Source organism: Synechococcus sp. R55.2 (genome assembly GCF_047462075.1).
Classification (GTDB): Bacteria; Cyanobacteriota; Cyanobacteriia; order Thermostichales; family Thermostichaceae; genus Thermostichus.
Map to the genome: position 1 here is coordinate 1 of NZ_JANSIH010000432.1, position 15,946 is coordinate 15,946.

General features: G+C 57.5%; 15 protein-coding genes. 4 read left to right on the plus strand and 11 right to left on the minus strand.

The window, feature by feature from the left end; genetic code table 11:
• Positions 1-63 precede the first annotated feature (63 nt).
• The 11 genes from NW838_RS14445 to NW838_RS14495 form a co-directional block, all read right to left on the minus strand.
• Entirely contained in the window at positions 64-552 is a 489-nt protein-coding gene (locus tag NW838_RS14445; protein ID WP_414357823.1) for a nitrate reductase associated protein, read from the minus strand.
• A gap of 24 nt (positions 553-576) precedes the next feature.
• Entirely contained in the window at positions 577-2,712 is a 2,136-nt protein-coding gene (locus tag NW838_RS14450) for a molybdopterin oxidoreductase family protein (RefSeq protein WP_414428281.1), read from the minus strand.
• A gap of 108 nt (positions 2,713-2,820) precedes the next feature.
• Entirely contained in the window at positions 2,821-3,354 is a 534-nt protein-coding gene (locus NW838_RS14455) for a Uma2 family endonuclease (protein WP_414357821.1), read from the minus strand.
• Positions 3,355-3,387: 33 nt separating this feature from the next.
• On the minus strand, positions 3,388-4,230 hold the full coding sequence (locus tag NW838_RS14460; RefSeq protein ID WP_414357824.1) for an ABC transporter ATP-binding protein: 843 nt from the start codon (positions 4,228-4,230) through the stop codon (positions 3,388-3,390).
• A 38-nt stretch (positions 4,231-4,268) separates the two neighbouring features.
• Positions 4,269-6,260, minus strand: a complete 1,992-nt coding sequence (locus NW838_RS14465) for a nitrate ABC transporter ATP-binding protein (RefSeq protein ID WP_414428278.1) — start codon at positions 6,258-6,260, stop codon at positions 4,269-4,271.
• A 72-nt stretch (positions 6,261-6,332) separates the two neighbouring features.
• On the minus strand, positions 6,333-7,292 hold the full coding sequence (gene ntrB, locus NW838_RS14470; protein WP_011431708.1) for a nitrate ABC transporter permease: 960 nt from the start codon (positions 7,290-7,292) through the stop codon (positions 6,333-6,335).
• Positions 7,293-7,437: 145 nt separating this feature from the next.
• Positions 7,438-8,760, minus strand: a complete 1,323-nt coding sequence (locus NW838_RS14475; protein WP_414357819.1) for a CmpA/NrtA family ABC transporter substrate-binding protein — start codon at positions 8,758-8,760, stop codon at positions 7,438-7,440.
• A gap of 61 nt (positions 8,761-8,821) precedes the next feature.
• Positions 8,822-10,369, minus strand: a complete 1,548-nt coding sequence (locus NW838_RS14480; protein WP_414357818.1) for a ferredoxin--nitrite reductase — start codon at positions 10,367-10,369, stop codon at positions 8,822-8,824.
• Between the two features lie 192 nt (positions 10,370-10,561).
• On the minus strand, positions 10,562-11,701 hold the full coding sequence (locus NW838_RS14485; protein WP_414330507.1) for a CAP domain-containing protein: 1,140 nt from the start codon (positions 11,699-11,701) through the stop codon (positions 10,562-10,564).
• Positions 11,702-11,717: 16 nt separating this feature from the next.
• On the minus strand, positions 11,718-11,864 hold the full coding sequence (locus tag NW838_RS14490) for a hypothetical protein (protein WP_187147246.1): 147 nt from the start codon (positions 11,862-11,864) through the stop codon (positions 11,718-11,720).
• Positions 11,865-12,145: 281 nt separating this feature from the next.
• On the minus strand, positions 12,146-12,631 hold the full coding sequence (locus tag NW838_RS14495; RefSeq protein ID WP_011431703.1) for an ureidoglycolate lyase: 486 nt from the start codon (positions 12,629-12,631) through the stop codon (positions 12,146-12,148).
• 215 nt (positions 12,632-12,846) lie between these two features.
• Between NW838_RS14495 and NW838_RS14500 the strand changes: the two genes are divergently transcribed.
• From NW838_RS14500 to NW838_RS14515, 4 genes are all read left to right on the plus strand, one after another.
• Positions 12,847-13,638 carry a hypothetical protein gene (locus tag NW838_RS14500; protein ID WP_414357694.1) on the plus strand — a complete coding sequence of 264 codons (792 nt, stop codon included), beginning with the start codon at positions 12,847-12,849 and terminating at the stop codon, positions 13,636-13,638.
• Positions 13,639-13,864: 226 nt separating this feature from the next.
• Positions 13,865-14,506, plus strand: coding sequence for an ABC transporter permease (locus NW838_RS14505; protein ID WP_414357695.1), 642 nt, complete (start codon positions 13,865-13,867; stop codon positions 14,504-14,506).
• 18 nt (positions 14,507-14,524) lie between these two features.
• Entirely contained in the window at positions 14,525-15,232 is a 708-nt protein-coding gene (locus NW838_RS14510; protein ID WP_414428279.1) for a hypothetical protein, read from the plus strand.
• On the plus strand, positions 15,233-15,946 hold a 714-nt coding region (locus NW838_RS14515), incomplete at its 3' end, for a PAS domain-containing protein (RefSeq protein ID WP_414428280.1). It lies immediately after the preceding gene.

Sequence of the window (15,946 nt, forward strand, 5' to 3'; positions counted from 1 at the left end):
TCGCTGCATAGTTGAACAGTGATGTTCAGCAGTGTTCAGCGTAAATGTATCAGACTATCTCTCTCAAATAGATTCAGAGTAACTGCAATCACCATCCCTCGCCATCTTCAGGCCAAACTCTCGCAGAGCGGGCAAGAAATTTTTGTTTTCGTGATGGGATCGGCTCAACTTCAGCAAGGCAAATCTCTGGATATCGTGCAAGTTTCTCCAGAAATCGAGGGCAAGCCGGATCCCCAGGTCTTGAGCTTTTTGTTGGACAGCCATTGGGATCTGGTTGGGATTTTGCCATTCAGGCTGGGGGTCAATGGGAATCTCTTGCGCCTCTTCGTGGCAGATGGAGCGAACCAAATGGCGCAGATGGTTGCGGAGTTCTTCTAGATCCTGTGGAGATTCAGAGGGCCAATCAACACACTTCCGCCGCTCTTCTAAGGAAAACTTGGCCCATTGATGGAGCTTGAGCTTGATCCCGCACAAATCCAGCTTTAGGCGCAAGGTCATGGGGATGCATCGCAGAGAGTCGGCAAAATCTTGCTCAAACTGAAACAGAGTCATGGGAACCTCGATTAGGAACCAAATCTAGAGTTGAGGGGATTGCTTGAGCGGTGGGTCGGCTTTCTCAAGAGCAACGGCGCAGGCTTTTAATTCCGGCTGGCCGGAATCAGGGCAACTGATGTCATGGGTGAGGGCATTACACTCAGCTTGTTCTGCCCAGAGGGATCCCCAGTGCATGGGTACAAATAGCGTACCGGGAGCAATGTTGGCAGTTATCTTGGCCGGGAAATAGGCCCGTCCGCGGGCAGAACGCACTTGAACCCAATCTCCATCTTGGATGCCCAGTTTTTCCGCATCGCGAGGATGGATTTCAATAAAGGGTTGGGGGTGCATTTGCTTGATTTTTTCAATCCTGCCGGTGCGGGTTTGGGTGTGCCAATGGCCGTAAAGCCTGCCCGTGGTTAATACGTAGGGAAACTGGGGATCCGGCGGCTCTGCTAGGCCACGGGAATGGTGGGGGATAAAGCGGGCGCGGCCATTGGGGGTCGGGAAACGCCAATCTGTGTAGAGGCGAGTGGACTTAGGGGCCGAGGTTCTTTCTTTGGGATAAGGCCATTGCTGAGGGCCTTGTTCTGCCAAAAGGGCATGGCTGAGGCCGGAGTGATCGCAGAGGCGATTTGCGGTAAGGGCGGCAAATTCTGCATAAACCTCTGCCGCGGTTTGGAAGGAAAATTGCGCTTCAAAGCCCAACCTGCGCCCCACTTCAGCAAAGATCTCCCAATCGGGTCGGGCTTCGCCAGGGGGGTCTCGAAAGGCTTGACAAAGGGTAACCCTGCGCTCGGAGTTGGTCATCACCCCGGTTTTCTCGCTCCACTGACAGGCAGGCAAAAGCAAATGGGCATATTCTGCCGTTTCTGTAGGGTAATAAGCCTCTTGGTAAACGGTAAAGGGAGACTTTTTCAGGGCTTTTTTGACCCGTTCCAGATCCGGAAAGCTCACCAAAGGATTGGTGGCCACAATCCAAAAGAACTGCAGGGATCCCGTCTCCAGAGCGGCAATCATCTCGGTAGCCCTCAGCCCTGGGCAGGGAGAGAGGGAACCGCTGGGCAAACCCCAAGCCTGCTCCACCTCTGCCCGATGCTGGGGATGGCTCACCAGCCGATATCCCGGCAGCAGATGAGATAACCCCCCCGCCTCTCGACCGCCCATGGCATTGGGCTGGCCGGTCAAGGAAAAGGGGCCGGTCCCCGGTCGGCCAATTTGCCCAGTTAGGAGATGGAGATTGATTAGGCTGGTGATCTTGGCGGTGCCCTCGCTGGACTGGTTTAGGCCCATCGACCAAAGGGAGAGAACCCTTTGGGATCCCTGCCAGAGCTTGGCCGCTTCAATCAAGTCCTCAGTTGCAATTCCACAGCGCTGGGCTACAATCTGCGGCTCATAATCGGCCAGCAAAGCTGCATATTCGGCAAAACCTTGGGTGCAGCCCTCGATAAAATCGGTAGCCATTGATCCCCACTTCAACAGCAAATGGGCAATCCCATTGAAAAGATCGATATCCGTACCGGGGCGAATTTTTAAGTGGAGATCGGCAGCTTCTGCTGTCTGAGTGCGCCGGGGATCCACGACCACCATTTTGAGGGGGGATCCGGGCTTGTGCCGCTTCTTCAAGCGATTAAAAAGAATGGGGTGGCACTCGGCGGTGTTGGTGCCCACCAGAAAAGCCAGATTGCAGAGATCGAGATCCTCGTAGCAGCAGGGGGGGCCATCGGATCCCAGGGATTGGGTGTAGGCCGAGACGGCTGAGGACATGCACAGGCGCGAGTTGGTGTCAAAATTATTGGTGCCCAGGCAGCCCTTAATGAGCTTTTGAGCAACGTAATAGTCTTCAGTGAGCAACTGCCCCGATCCATACATGGCTATGGAGTGGGGGTTGTCTTTGAGGCGGCGCAGCCGAGAAACCATCTCCTCAAAAGCCTGATCCCAAGAAATGCGACGAAAGGGCTGATCCAAGCTCTCCCGAAACAGGGGAGAGAGCAGCCGATCTCGACCAACTGCCTCCAGGATCGTGGCCCCCTTTACACAGACCATCCCCAAGCTGGAAGGATGATCCCGGTCGCCTCTCATTTTCCAGTCACCTGAGGCTGTCGAAACCGCCTCCAATCCACATCCCACACCGCAGTAGGGACATAGGGTTTTGATGACAGCTTTTTCCGACTCCATCGCGGTCACCATGAGTTGGGATCCCTATTAAACGCCCAATTCTCTCGCATTTTGGATCCCTTAGCTGAGAAGAGCGGCAACTTGGATCTCCAAGCCAGGTAATACAACCTAGCTCTTGTCAGTGTCCTGTTCAGCTAGCCAAAGATGGCCATCTTGAGTTTGGATAAAAACGTATTTGCTTCTGGGAAAAATCAGCCAGACTTCCAGTACATCGGAGCTGAGATACTCTTGGGCTTTTAGGAAAATATCTTCTCCACAGTCGGTTGGAGAGAAGATCTCCTCAACCAGAGGATAGCTCTGCAGCAGCGTGGCAATATCCTCTCCAAATTGCTGGATTAAATCTGGAGATGAGTAGGCAGCATCAGGTCTTCTGACTCTGCCTTTGGTTTGGCCGGGAGCCTTCACCAAAACCATACCCCCCAATGGCTGACATTCAACATAACCGAGCCAACGGAAGAGAAGTCGGGTTTGGATCTTTGCATGCCCTAAGGTTTGCCCCACTTTCTCCACAATGTAGCCATCTACCCATTTGGTTTGGGCAACTGGATTGGCCAGATAGTCGGCAAGGGTTTTGGGCAAGCTAGAGACCCGCTTCTCCATTGGGAGATCGGTTGGAGCTACCTGAACCGGAGCAGCGGCCATCAACTTCCCTCCCCAAGCGTTTTGATTCCTAGCTTAATCCTCCCTATGGGCAAAGCGACGATAGAGGAAGTCAAGGGCGCGGTTACGCAATTCGTAGAACTCAGGCATTTCCATAATGCGGGAGCGGATGCGCGGTCGCTCAAAGGGAATGGTCAAGATCTCACCAATATGGGCAGCGGGGCCGTTGGTCATCATCACCACACGGTCTGACAAGTAGAGAGCCTCGTCGATGTCGTGGGTAATCATCAAAACTGTGCAGCGGTGATCCCGCCAAATGGCCAGCAGCTCATCTTGTAGATCTTCCTTGGTAATGGCATCCAAGGCCCCAAAAGGCTCATCCAACAGCAAAACTTGCGGACGAACGGCAAGAGCACGGGCAATGGCAACCCTTTGCTTCATGCCTCCAGAAAGCTGCTTGGGCCGCTTGTGGGCTGCCTCTGCTAAACCTACCAATTCTAGGTGTTCTTCAACGATTTCCCTTTTCTCCCGCCGGGATTTGTTTGGGTAAACCTGATCCACCACCAGATAAACATTTTCAAAAGCCGTCAGCCAGGGCAAAAGGGAATAATGTTGAAACACCATCATCCGATCCGGCCCTGGGGAGGTGATGGGCTGGCCCTTGAGGGTAATGGATCCCGAAGTGGGAGTCGAAAAACCCGCCACCATGTTGATCAAGGTGGATTTGCCACAACCCGAGTGGCCGATAATGCAAACAAACTCACCGGCGGCCACTTCCAGATTGATATTTTCCAGCGCAACGAAGGGCCCTGCTGAGGTGAAGTAGGTCTTGCCCACATTCTGAAGACAAAGAAGGGGCAGTCCTGCAACCGGAGATGCAGAAGATAGCGGTGAGGAGAACGTGCGGGAGCTGGTCATCATGGTGTTTTCCAATCGAGAGTTTAAGGTAACAAAAGCTAAACTTCGCTGAGCCGGTACTCCTGCAGCTTCAGATCCTGCCGGATGGCCACCGACTCCAGGTAAGCAACGGGATCCTCTCCGTCAAAGCGGGATCCATCGCCAAAGAGTAAAGCTCCGCGGTCGTGGGCCCGATCCGGAAGGCCCAGTTCTCTGGCGGCTAGGGCGTAGGTTTCGCTGTCCAGAACTTGGTCGAGAACCGAAACCCAATTGCGGGGAAAAGCGCAGAGGCCCCAGCGAGCCATCTGCGTCAGGATCCAGAGGTGTTCCAATCTTTCCGGACAGGTGTTGCGCCCGTTGGCAAACTGGTGAAAACCGGTGAGGGCTTGGGATTCATCGGCAATTCCCCGCTGCAGGATGCCCCTCCACCCCGGCTGCAGATCCTCCAGGGCCACGCCCACATACTGGGGCTGAGCCAGCCACTCCAAGATCTCAGAACGGTGCTGCGGCTGATCGCAGTAGTGACAAGCCTCCAGTAGTGCCTTGACCAGAGCTACATGGGTACGGGGGTAGTTTTGCGCCCAATCCTGGCGCACCGTCAGCACCTTTTCGATGTGGCTGGGTAAGATTTCAGGGGTGGTGGCGACGATAACCCCCACCTGTTCCCGCACGGCGCGGGAGTTCCAGGGCTCGCCCACGCAGTAGCCATCGATGTTGCCGGCCTTGAGGTGGGCCACCATCTGCGGCGGCGGGATCACGGTTAACGTGACATCCCGATCCGGATCCACCCCCGCGCTAGCCAGCCAATGGCGCAGCAAGAAGTTTTGCATTGAGGCCGGGTGCACCACCCCTAGGGTATGAACCACGTCAGGAGTTTGCCGGAGGTGTTGGCGCAGATCCCAGGGACTGAGAACACCCTGCAGGCAAAGTCTGCGCCCGAAGGTAATGGCGTTGCCGCCACGGGAGAGGGTTAAGGCGGTTACCAAAGACACCGGAACTCCCCCCACCCCTAACGTGGAGGCCAACGGGATCCCGGCCACCACCATAGCCGCGTCCAGCCGACCGGAGCGGATCCCTTCCCAGATGGTCTTCCAGCCTGGCTCCCGCACCAGGGTGACCTGCTCCAGGCCATGCTTTTGAAACAGGCCTTTTTCCTGCGCCACCACCAGCGGGGCGCAGTCGTTGAGGGGCACAAAGCCAACCTCCAAATTGACCTTCTCCAGGCCGTGTTTGGCAATGGCCACGCGAACAGGCGTTTTTTGGCGAGCCCGCTTTTGCTGGTTGAGAAAGTAGATCATCTCTCCCCGCAGGCTGTAGTAGTCGGGGTGACGCACCACTTCCAAACGATGGCGGGGCCGAGGAAAAGGGATCCGCAAAATCTGGCCAATGCGGGCAGCGGGGCCCTGGGTCATCATCACCACCCGATCCGAAAGCAGCAGCGCCTCATCCACATCGTGGGTAACCATGACACAGGTGAGCTGCTCCGCCTGGGCAATCTCCATCAGTTGCTCCTGCAGGTTGCCGCGCGTCAAGGCATCCAGAGCGCCAAAGGGCTCATCCAACAGCAGCACCCGCGGACGGATGGCCAAAGCCCGAGCAATGGCTACCCGCTGTTTCATCCCTCCTGACAGATGGGCCGGTCGCTTGTCGGCTGCCCCCTGCAACCCCACCTGGCGGATGTGCTCTTCCACAATCCGGCTTCGCTCTGCTTTGGGAAGGGATCCCAGCACCTCGTCCACGGCCAGGGCAACGTTCTCCCGCACCGTCAGCCAGGGCAGCAGGGAATAGTTCTGAAACACCACCATGCGATCTGGGCCGGGATCTGTAACTTGTCGGCCCTCCAGGAGAATGCCTCCGCGGGAAGGCTTTTCCAGGCCAGCAATGATGTTGAGCAGGGTCGATTTGCCACAGCCGGAGTGGCCAATTAGCGAGACAAATTCCCCTTTTTGGATCTCCAGGTGGATGTCTTTCAGGACAGGATAGACCTCTCCGTTGTCGAGGAGATATTCCTTGTCGACATGATCCACTTCAATGTAAGGCTGAGTCTTCATGATTCCCCTGAGATGATTTCTGAGAGCATGGAGAAATTGTCAGCAACCAATCTAAAACTCGGCCAAGCTCATTTAGCGATCCTCAGCCACCACCAGCGAGCCAATCCAAGCCGTGATGCGATCCAGCAGAAGACCCACCATCCCGACATAGATCAAAGCCAGAATGATTTCGCTGATGCGGGAGCTATTCCAGGCATCCCAGATGAAAAATCCAATGCCCACACCGCCAATCAACATTTCCGCTGCCACAATGGCCAGCCAAGACAAGCCCACCCCAATGCGCAAGCCGGTAAAAATATAGGGCACAGTTGCCGGGAAAACGATTTTGAAAAAGTACTTCCAGCCGGACATGCGCACAATTCTGGCCACGTTGCGGTAGTCCTGAGGGATCTGCTGTACGCCGACAACGGTGTTGATCAAAATGGGCCAGAGGGCCGTAATGAAGATTACAAAAATGGCGGAAGGGTTGGCATCTCGAAAGGCAGCCAAAGAAATCGGCAGCCAGGCCAAAGGCGGCACCGTGCGCAGCACCTGAAAAATGGGATCCAAAGCCTCGTACAGCCAGCGATTGACCCCGATGATCATGCCGCCCACAACCCCCACCAAGCCGGCCAGGGCAAACCCAATGAACACCCGCCGCAAGCTGGCCCAAATTTGCCAGAACAGCCCTTTGGCATTGCCGCCATAGTCAAAAAAGGGATCTTTAATGAGGGGATCCCAGGTGTCCTGCCAAACCTGGAGAGGGGTGGGCAAGTTGGCTCCGGGGCGGCTGTAAATGATTTGCCAGAGAATCAGGACGAGCAAAATGGCCGTAGCGGGCAACAGAATGCGACGCAGCGCTTTGTGGATTTGGACTCTTTGCCGCCAAGCAGAAGAAGGTGCAGAACTGGCGGGGGAACCGATTCCGGTACTGGACTGAAGAACAGAACCTTGGCCGGTTTTCAGCAGCCAGTGGCCTAGGCCAACCAGTAGGGGAAGCAGGATCCGAAAGAGGTGGTAGCCCAACTGTAGGGCAGAGTGGAAAATCCTCATGGCTTGCTGGGAGTAAGGTTGAAGTCAACTTAAGAGGATCCCAAGAGAGAAGGGGTTTCAGTTGAACACTCTTTGTGGGGATTCGGGGATCCCTTCTCTCCTGGACAGAGGGTTTGCAGCTAACTTGCTGGGGAAAGTTGGGAAATTAGGCCAGCTTCTTAATCGCCAATTTCTCCAGGTAGGCGGCAGGATTTTCGGGATCGAACTGCACCCCGTCGAAGAAGGTTTCCACTCCTCGAGAGGTGCTGGGGGGAATGGCTGCCCCCTGACCAATGGCTTTGGCAGCTTCTCGCCAGAGTTCTTCCCGATTCACCCGCTCCACCAAGGCTTTGGTATCGGTGTCGGCAGGTAGGTAACCCCAGCGAATGTTTTCGGTCAAAAACCAGAGATCGTGGCTCTTGAAGGGGTAGGAAGCGTAGTCCTGCCAGAACTTCATCAGGTGGGGGCTGTTTTCAACGACCTTGCCGGTGCCGTAGTCAAAAGTGCCCCGAGAACGGCCCAAGATATCGGGCACAGGCACCCCCAGCCAGCGGCGGTCGCCGATGATGCGACACATCTCCTCTTTGTTTTCCATCTGGTCGCACCAGATCTGGGCTTCTAGCACCGCTTTCAACAGGGCAAGGGTGGCTTTCGGGTGCGCATCCACCCAGTCGGCCCGCAGGGCAAAGGCCTTTTCCGGGTGGCCGTTCCACAGCTCGCCGGTGGTGAGGGCACTATACCCCTCTTTTTGGTTCACCAGCTGGGCATTCCAAGGCTCGCCCACACAGAGGGCTTCCATGGTTCTGGATTTCATATTGGCCACCATCTGCGGCGGCGGCACCACAATGACGGAGACGTCGCTAGTGGGATCGATCCCGCCTGCGGCCAGCCAGTAGCGCATCCATAGGTCGTGGGTGCCACCAGGGAAGGTCATCGCACATTTGGGATCTTTGCCGGCAGCTCGAAGCTCGGCAAACTTGGCCTTGAGGGGGGAACTATCCAGGCCGATTTGCAAATCCCGATATTGGTTGGAAATGCTAATGCCCTGACCGTCCAGATTGAGACGGGCCAAAATGTACATAGGCACCGGCTTGCCATCGGTAACTTTGCCGGTGGTGATGAGGTAGGGCATGGGGGTGAGGATGTGTGCCCCATCGATGCCGCCGGCGGCGGATCCCAGCACCAAGTTGTCGCGGGTGGTGCCCCAAGAGGCCTGCTTGACCACCTCCACGTCTTTCATGCCGTACTTGTCAAAGAACCCTTTTTCTTTGGCGATGATCAGGGGGGCCGCGTCGGTTAGAGCGATGAACCCCAGCTTGGCGCTGGTGGTTTCGGGAGTATCGGCCTGCGCCACCCAGTAGCCTTTGCCCAAGGATTGCGATTGGGCGCGCGGGATCCCAGCCGTGGCCGCCCCAGCCGTGAGAGCAGCCACCCCGGCCAAAAATTGCCGACGGGAGACGGGAGAGGAAGTGCTGAACAGCTTAGACATCGAAACCTCCAAGATTTACAACGACGAAGAAAGAAAAACTTTCAGGACGGCAACAGAACCGCTAGCGGGTTACCAAAACAGAAGCCTGGGCAGCGGACGGATGCTGACGTGGCTTGGCCCCAAAGTGTTCAATGAGCAGCTCCACCAAGACCGGCTTGAGGTCTTCGCAAGGGATCCCTTTGCGCACGCATTCGCCCAGCTTGGCGTCTTTGCCCACCTCTCCCCCCATGTAGATGTCCACGGCCTCCACCACCCTGCCGTCCTTGCGAGCAGTGGTGCCCATAAGGCCGATATCGGCTACTTGGGGTTGGCCGCAGGAGTTGGGGCAGCCCGTCCAGTGGATGCGCACCGTTTGGGGGATCTCCAGCTCCGCCTCCAGCTCCTCCATCAAGGCCACAGCCCGGTTTTTGGTCTCGATAAGGGCAAAGTTGCAGAACTGGTTGCCCGTACAGGACACCAACCCCCGCTGCAAGGGCCCTGGGTTGGGGGAGAACTTCTTCAAGAGCGGCTCTTTGAGGAGCGGGGCCACTCGGGAGTCGGGCACATTGGGGATGAGCACGTTCTGCTCCACTGTCAGCCGCAGCTCCCCGGAGCCGTACACCTCCGCCAAGCGGGCCAGCTCCATCATCTCCAGGGCGTTGAGCCGCCCCACCGGCACATGCAGGCCGACAAAGTTGAGGCCCGGCTGCTTCTGGGCATGCACCCCCAGCAGATCCCGCTTGTGCCAGACCACCTCATCTTTTTCCGCTGCCCTGAGCAGAGGGTGGCCTATCTGGCGCTCCACAGCCGCCCGGAACTTCTCTAGGCCCCACTCGTCAATGAGCCACATCAACCGCGCCTTTTGCCGGTTGGCCCGCAGGCCGTGATCCCGGTAGACCAGCAGCACCGCCTCGCACAGGGGAACTACATCGCGGGGATCCACCCAGACATCTAGGCCAATTGCCTCGGCGCAGCGGCGAGCAGAGAAAAAGCCGCCCACCAGGACGTTGAAGCCCAGGCGGCCATTTTTGAAGGCGGGCACAAAGGCCAGGTCGTTGATCTCCGCATGCACGGAGTTGTCGCGACAACCGCAGATGGCGATGTTGAACTTGCGCGGCAGGTTGCTGAAGGAAGGGTTGCCCTCGCCGTTGTTGGTGATCATGTCCTGCACCTTGCGGGTGAGACCGCGCACGTCGATCAGCTCATCCGGGTCAATACCGGCCAGAGGGGATCCCGTGATGTTGCGCACGTTGTCCATGCCCGACTGGATGCTGGTCAGGCCTACCTCTTTCAGGTAGCCCAGGATCTGGGGCATTTCCTCGATGGGGATGCCCCGCAGTTGCAGGTTCTGCCGGGTGGTGATGTCGGCTACGCCCTGTTCTCCATAGGGGTGGATGATTGCGCCCAACATCCGCATTTGGCCGCTGGTTAGGATCCCATTGGGCAGGCGCAGCCGCAGCATGAACTGACCTGGGGTGCGCTTGCGAAAGAAGATCCCCAGCCACTTGAGGCGGTGATCCCGGTCGTCTTCAGGAATGTTCTCCCAACCCATCCGGGCAAACGCCTCCAGCTCGGCCTTGACCGCCAGCCCATCCTTTTCGCTTTTGAGGCGTTCAAATTGGTTCGCCATGATCGCTGCCGTGGGGTGAACACTAGCTACCCTAGCGATGACGAACCGTTAACTTTGGTATTGGCAGTTACACTTTGTAACAGGTTATGCAGTTTTGTCATTCTCGAATTGCGCTTTATGCATAAAGTCAGGCTTCCAGGAGCAGCAGACCCCTCTTTCCCCTTTGGGAAAGGGGCTGGGGGTGAGGAAAAGCTAGTTGAGAGGGTTGAAAGAGTTGAAAGGCTCCATCTGCCAGAGCAGACGGGGCGGGATCCCCAGCCCTTCGGTGAGGGGTGCGGGCCGTTGGGAAGTTTGGGGATCGCAGTCGTAGAGAGCGGTGGTGTAGCGGTAGCTGCGGGGGGGGCCACCGTTGAGGCGAATGCCGCTAATTTCAAAGGTGTAGTTGCGATTGGGCTGGATCGAACCCACGGAGTAGGTCAAAGTTTCCAGGCCAAAGGCGGGATCCCCCACGCGGAGATCTCCAACAGGCACCGGCTCGCCGCTGAGGGCATCGGTGATGCGGACTTGGGCTTGGCTGAGATCAGCCTTGCCGCCACGGCTGGGCACCGAGAAAGACCAGCGGTAGGCAGACAGGGGCTGGCCGGAAAACCCTTCTAGGCGGTAGAGGTAGCCGTCTTTCTCCGGGAAGGCGATGAACTCTGGATCTGGCACCGACTCGTCAAAACCGAAGATCCAGTTGGCGTTGGCCTGGGTCACCCGTCCAGCCCGTGGGTCAAAGACAATGCCGTAGGCCCCCTGGGCGTACTGAGGATACAGGTTCCAGCGGCGATGCCCCACATCCACAAAGTTTTCTCGACCTGGCTCGGCAAAATAGATGTCCACCTGCCGCGCCAACACCCGGCCTGGATCGGGGCCGTTCAGCTCTAGGATGGGCCCAACCGCCAGGTTGCTGAAGCGGGATCCCGCCTCCCCAGCAGGGGTAAAGCAGCGCCAAGAAGGGGGCGGCTGGTGGCTGAGAGTACCATTGGCTACCTGCATCAAGGCCGCTTGCTGGGCGGCTTCTAGGAACTGAGGATTGAGCTTCACCGGCGGTAACTGGTGCAACAGCCGTAGAAAATTCAGCCGATCCATCATCTTTTGGGCTGCTGCAGGCGTAAGGCGACCGGGGTTGCAGGTAGCAACCTGGGGCTGTTCGGCGTAAATAGGCCCCGTGAAGCTGCGGGTCTGGCGATCCAACCGGCACAGGAAGCTGGCAATCGGCACTTCCCCTGCCCGCGGTGGCTCCATCGAGGTAGGGGATCCTCCACAGGCCGCCAGCAGACAAAGACAAAAGATCCCCGCGATCCTCAAAGCCCAAAGCTGAACCAACTTGGGCAACCGCTGCAAGGGCATGCAAAAACCAGCCGAATTATGAGCCGGTGGGGGTGGGGGTGATGCTGGGGGGGCTGACGGTGCTGCTGCTGCTCTCGCCACAAGCAGGCAACAAGCCCAGACAGGCAAACAGGGCTAAGGCCGCCAAAAGCTGGTGGGTCACTTTGGGTTGCAACGTAGCCATGACAACAAACCTCCCAAATGCTGTTGGGTTTGACCCTGTTCTATCACCTGGCCGAGTGGGCCACAGCGTCAAAACTCATGCCGACAAGGGTATAACTTAAGCCCAAGTCAAGGAACGCTCACCCAAGTCGGCTACATCCACCAGGACTGGGATCCAAGCCCACTTTTTCTCTCCACCCATAGTGGAGTACGGATCCCCACAACTCTTCTTGCGCTCAAGCGAAAGATTGCTGTGATCAATGCTGCTTTTTGCCCGATTGATAAGGGATCCCCAAAAGCTTGTCAGGGGGTGATCTGGAACTCCAGGTTGTAGGTTTGGAGTAAGTTTATGGTTTCGTGATCGGTGATGTTGGTGTCGGCCAGCTCCAAGTTGTAGAAATCGATGAACTCTTCGTGGTCAAAATAGGGGCCGGCATGCCAGGTACCCATCTCCAGTTTGATAAAGCGATCCCCAGGCACCCGAAAGGCTTGAATCTGATCCACGTGCAGCTCATCGGCAGGCGGTGCAACACCAATAAACCACTCCTTGCCATTGAGGGATCCCAGGCACTGGGTGCAGCGGATGTGGTGGGTGATCTGAGTAAACTTGAGGCCGCGGCGAGGCAAGCGCATGATGTAAAAGCGGGGCTGCCCTTGATTCAAGAACAACTGAGCATCTTGACTGTCGAAGGGTTTGTGATCGGGAGTGGGGCAAATGACCTGTCCGTAGGGGGCAAAGTTTTCCGGTTCAGCGAGATGGGCCTTCAGTTGGCGCAATTGGCTGGTCACCCTGCTCTTCTCCTTTGCGTTTGACGAGCTGTCTTGTGTCTCACTGTTGCCCTACAACGTGAGCACGAGGGCGTGAAGACGCAAACAGCCCAGCGAACCCCATTCTATCGAGACTTGGCCAGGCAGCTTCCCTTCTGGGAAGGGATCCCTGAGCAAGCCCAAGCTGCTCAAGGTCGCAAGTACAATGGGAAAACTTCCCAGCCTCAGCAGAGTAAATGGCGATGCAGCGGGACTTACAAGAGCTGATCATCTCCCCAGCTCAAGTTGAAAGCCTCTCTCAAGTGCCGGTGGCTTGGTTGTATCGGCCTCAGCCCGTTCGTCGCTTTAAGGATCGCCTGCGCCAGTTCTCCGCTTTCTGGGATCTCCTACGCTTGTTGCTGACGCTGGACTTGTTCTTGCGTTTCTTGACCTTCTGGACAGGGGGATCCCTACTTACCCTGGTGGGGCGGATTTGGATCCCTGGCCTACAGGCCACTTGGGGCACTTGGCTGGTGGAATGGGGGATCCTGGCGGCTATTGCCGCCCTGGGCCAAGCCTATTGGATTTTCCGCAGCCGTCGCATGCCGCTGCTGTTGAACTTGCTGGGGGAAGTGGATCGCTACAACCGAATCATCCAGGCCATCCACGTCAACGACCAGTTGGTGGAAGCGGGCAACCCCGAGGTGAAGCTGGCCCAGAGGGCTGAGGTGATCGAAGCCCTGAAACTGACCCGGGCCGATCTCATCCGTGCCTTGAAAACCGAACGGATCTTGCGGCAAAACGAAGACCTGATCGAGCAGCAGAGCGAGTTCTTCGGCGATAACTTGGCAGCTTTGACAGCTCTGCAGGTGAGCGAGCAGGCCAGCGAACAGGGTCGTATCCTAGAGACTGCTTTACAGATTGCTTTGCAGGTGCGCTCGCAAATCCGCCGCTTACAAGAGCGAGAAGCCAACCACCCCCCAAACAGGGATCCAGACAAGATTGAGAAAGATCAGCAGGATAGAGATGGCAACTCAGATGGGCAGTGAAACAGATGGTTATTTTTGTCGGCAGGCGGCGCTGTGGGTTCTAATCCTTGGGAGAAAGTTGAGGTTGATTGCACCGCGTTAGCAGGTCGGAGACCGAAATTGGAGTGACCCCATCTCCCTGATTGGTGCTAAATCCCCGCTCTGCACTATTCCGCACTGTCAAGATCGCCTGCCGGCGCTACACTGGGGCTGGTCTTTGATCCCTCTGTCATCCACACACCTCTAGATGAGCCTTTTGGCCCGCTCCCTCAGCTACGCCCAGAACCACAGCGACATGCTGTTTCAAGCTTTCGTCCAACACCTGCAACTGGTGGCGGTGCCTTTGGGAATGGGGCTGCTGTTGGGTTTGCCGCTGGGCTTTTTCAGCTCCCGCTCCCAGATGCTTTCCCTGGTGGTGATCAATGCGTTTAGCAGCCTGCGGGTGATCCCCAGTTTGGCCATTTTGTTTTTGGCCATCCCCTATTTTGGCCTTAGCTTCCGTTCGGCAGTCGTCGCGCTAACCCTCCTGGCTTTGCCCCCCATTCTGATCAGCACGGATGTGGCCTTCCGCAGCCTTGAGCCGGCCCTGCGTGAAGCCGCCTTGAGCATGGGCATGACCCCTGCCCAGGTGTTGCGACATGTGGAGATCCCCTTGGCTTTGCCGGTGATCCTGGCCGGTGTTAAAACGGCTACCATTGAGGTGATTGCCAGTGCTACTCTGGCAGCGTTTATCGGCGCAGGAGGGCTGGGTACTTTCATTACCCTAGGGTTTGCTCTCTATGACAACGCCATCTTGCTGGTGGGGGCGGTTCCAGTGGCCCTTCTGGCTATTGCGGCCGAGATCGGCCTTGGCACTCTGCAGCGGGCTTTGGAACCTCCCCAAGCCTGAGGTTCTGTGAGGGATCCCATGCCGTCTTCCTCTAGTTCTTCTGAAGTGCGATCCCGGTGGCCTTTCCGCTCCATTCCTTTGCGGGTGGCGTTGCTGCTGCCCCTAGTGCTCTCAGTAGCAGGGGGAGTGGGGGGAGTGGCCTATCTCTCCTGGCAGGGCGGGCGACACCTGGCGCTGCGCTTGACGGAGCAACTGAGGCGGGAAGTTACCGACCGCACCGAAGAGCATCTTGCCAGATATTTGCAAATTCCCCTTCAGATCAATGCCCTCAATCAAGGGGCAGTGAGGGGGGGGCTGCTGCCCGATTTGACAACCCCCAGCCCAGCCGATCTAGAGGTGCTGGAAGCTCACTTTGCCCGCCAGTTGCAGCCATTTCCTGAGCTCAGCTATGTCGGCTTTGTCTCGGCTCAAGGGGGGTTTGTGATCGCCCGCCGTCACGCCGATGGGTCGATCTGGACTTACCACACACCCGGCCTCTTGCCGGGATCCGCCCAGGGCCGCCAACGGGATCCGGAAACAGGGGATCCCACAGGGTTCACTCGCCGGTTGGGCTTTGTGGATCTGAGGCAGTTGTTCTGGTTTCCCCAGCTCCTGCAGTCGGAAGGGATCCGCGACACTTGGGTGGTAACCCGATTTTTTGCGGAGCTTCCTGCCCAGGATCCAGAGCGGCTGATCGTGACGTCCCTGTCTCTGACCGACTCGGAGGGACGGGTTTATGGCAGCTAGGTGGCTTCCCTGTCCATTCAGCAGCTTCAGGCTTTTCTGGAACGAGTACAAGGCAGCTCTGCTGTGGGGGTGAGCTTTCTGCTGGACGAGGAAGGACAGGTGGTGGCCAGTACGGCGGGGCCTGCTCCCCATCCGCTGCTGGTGGCTGTGCAAGAGCAGGTGGGCTCCTGGGAGACGGCCTCTTCTCAGAATTCGCTGCGCCTCGTGGTTGGCGGGATCCCCTACTGGGCGGAGGTGGAGTCCGTTCAGAGTGAAGGGAGGCTAGGTTTTTATTTCGTGTACGGGATCCCAGAGGCAACCCTTCTGGCCGAAGTCCATCGGGGCGCCCAACAGGCTGCGCTGCTGGGGGGTGGGCTATTGCTGAGCATGCTGGGGACAGGGATCCTCCTCGGCGAAGCTCTCTCCCGTCCCCTGCGCCGCCTCACCCAAGTAGCCGAGCAATTTATACACAGCGGTTTCCAGCCCTGGCCTCCTTTGGATCCCGGCCCCATCCAGGAGGTGCAGACGCTAACCAAAGCCTGGCAGCAGGCGGCAGCAGCTCAGCAGGCCCTGCTGGATCGTCTGTGGCAGCAGCAGCAAGAATACCGCGCCGTGGTGGAACAGCAGACGGAGCTCATTTGTCGCTTTCGGCCCGATACCTGCATCACCTATGTCAATCCTGCCTATTTGCGCTTCTTAGGTCGGCGGGCAGAGGAGGTGGTGGGCCAACCTTGG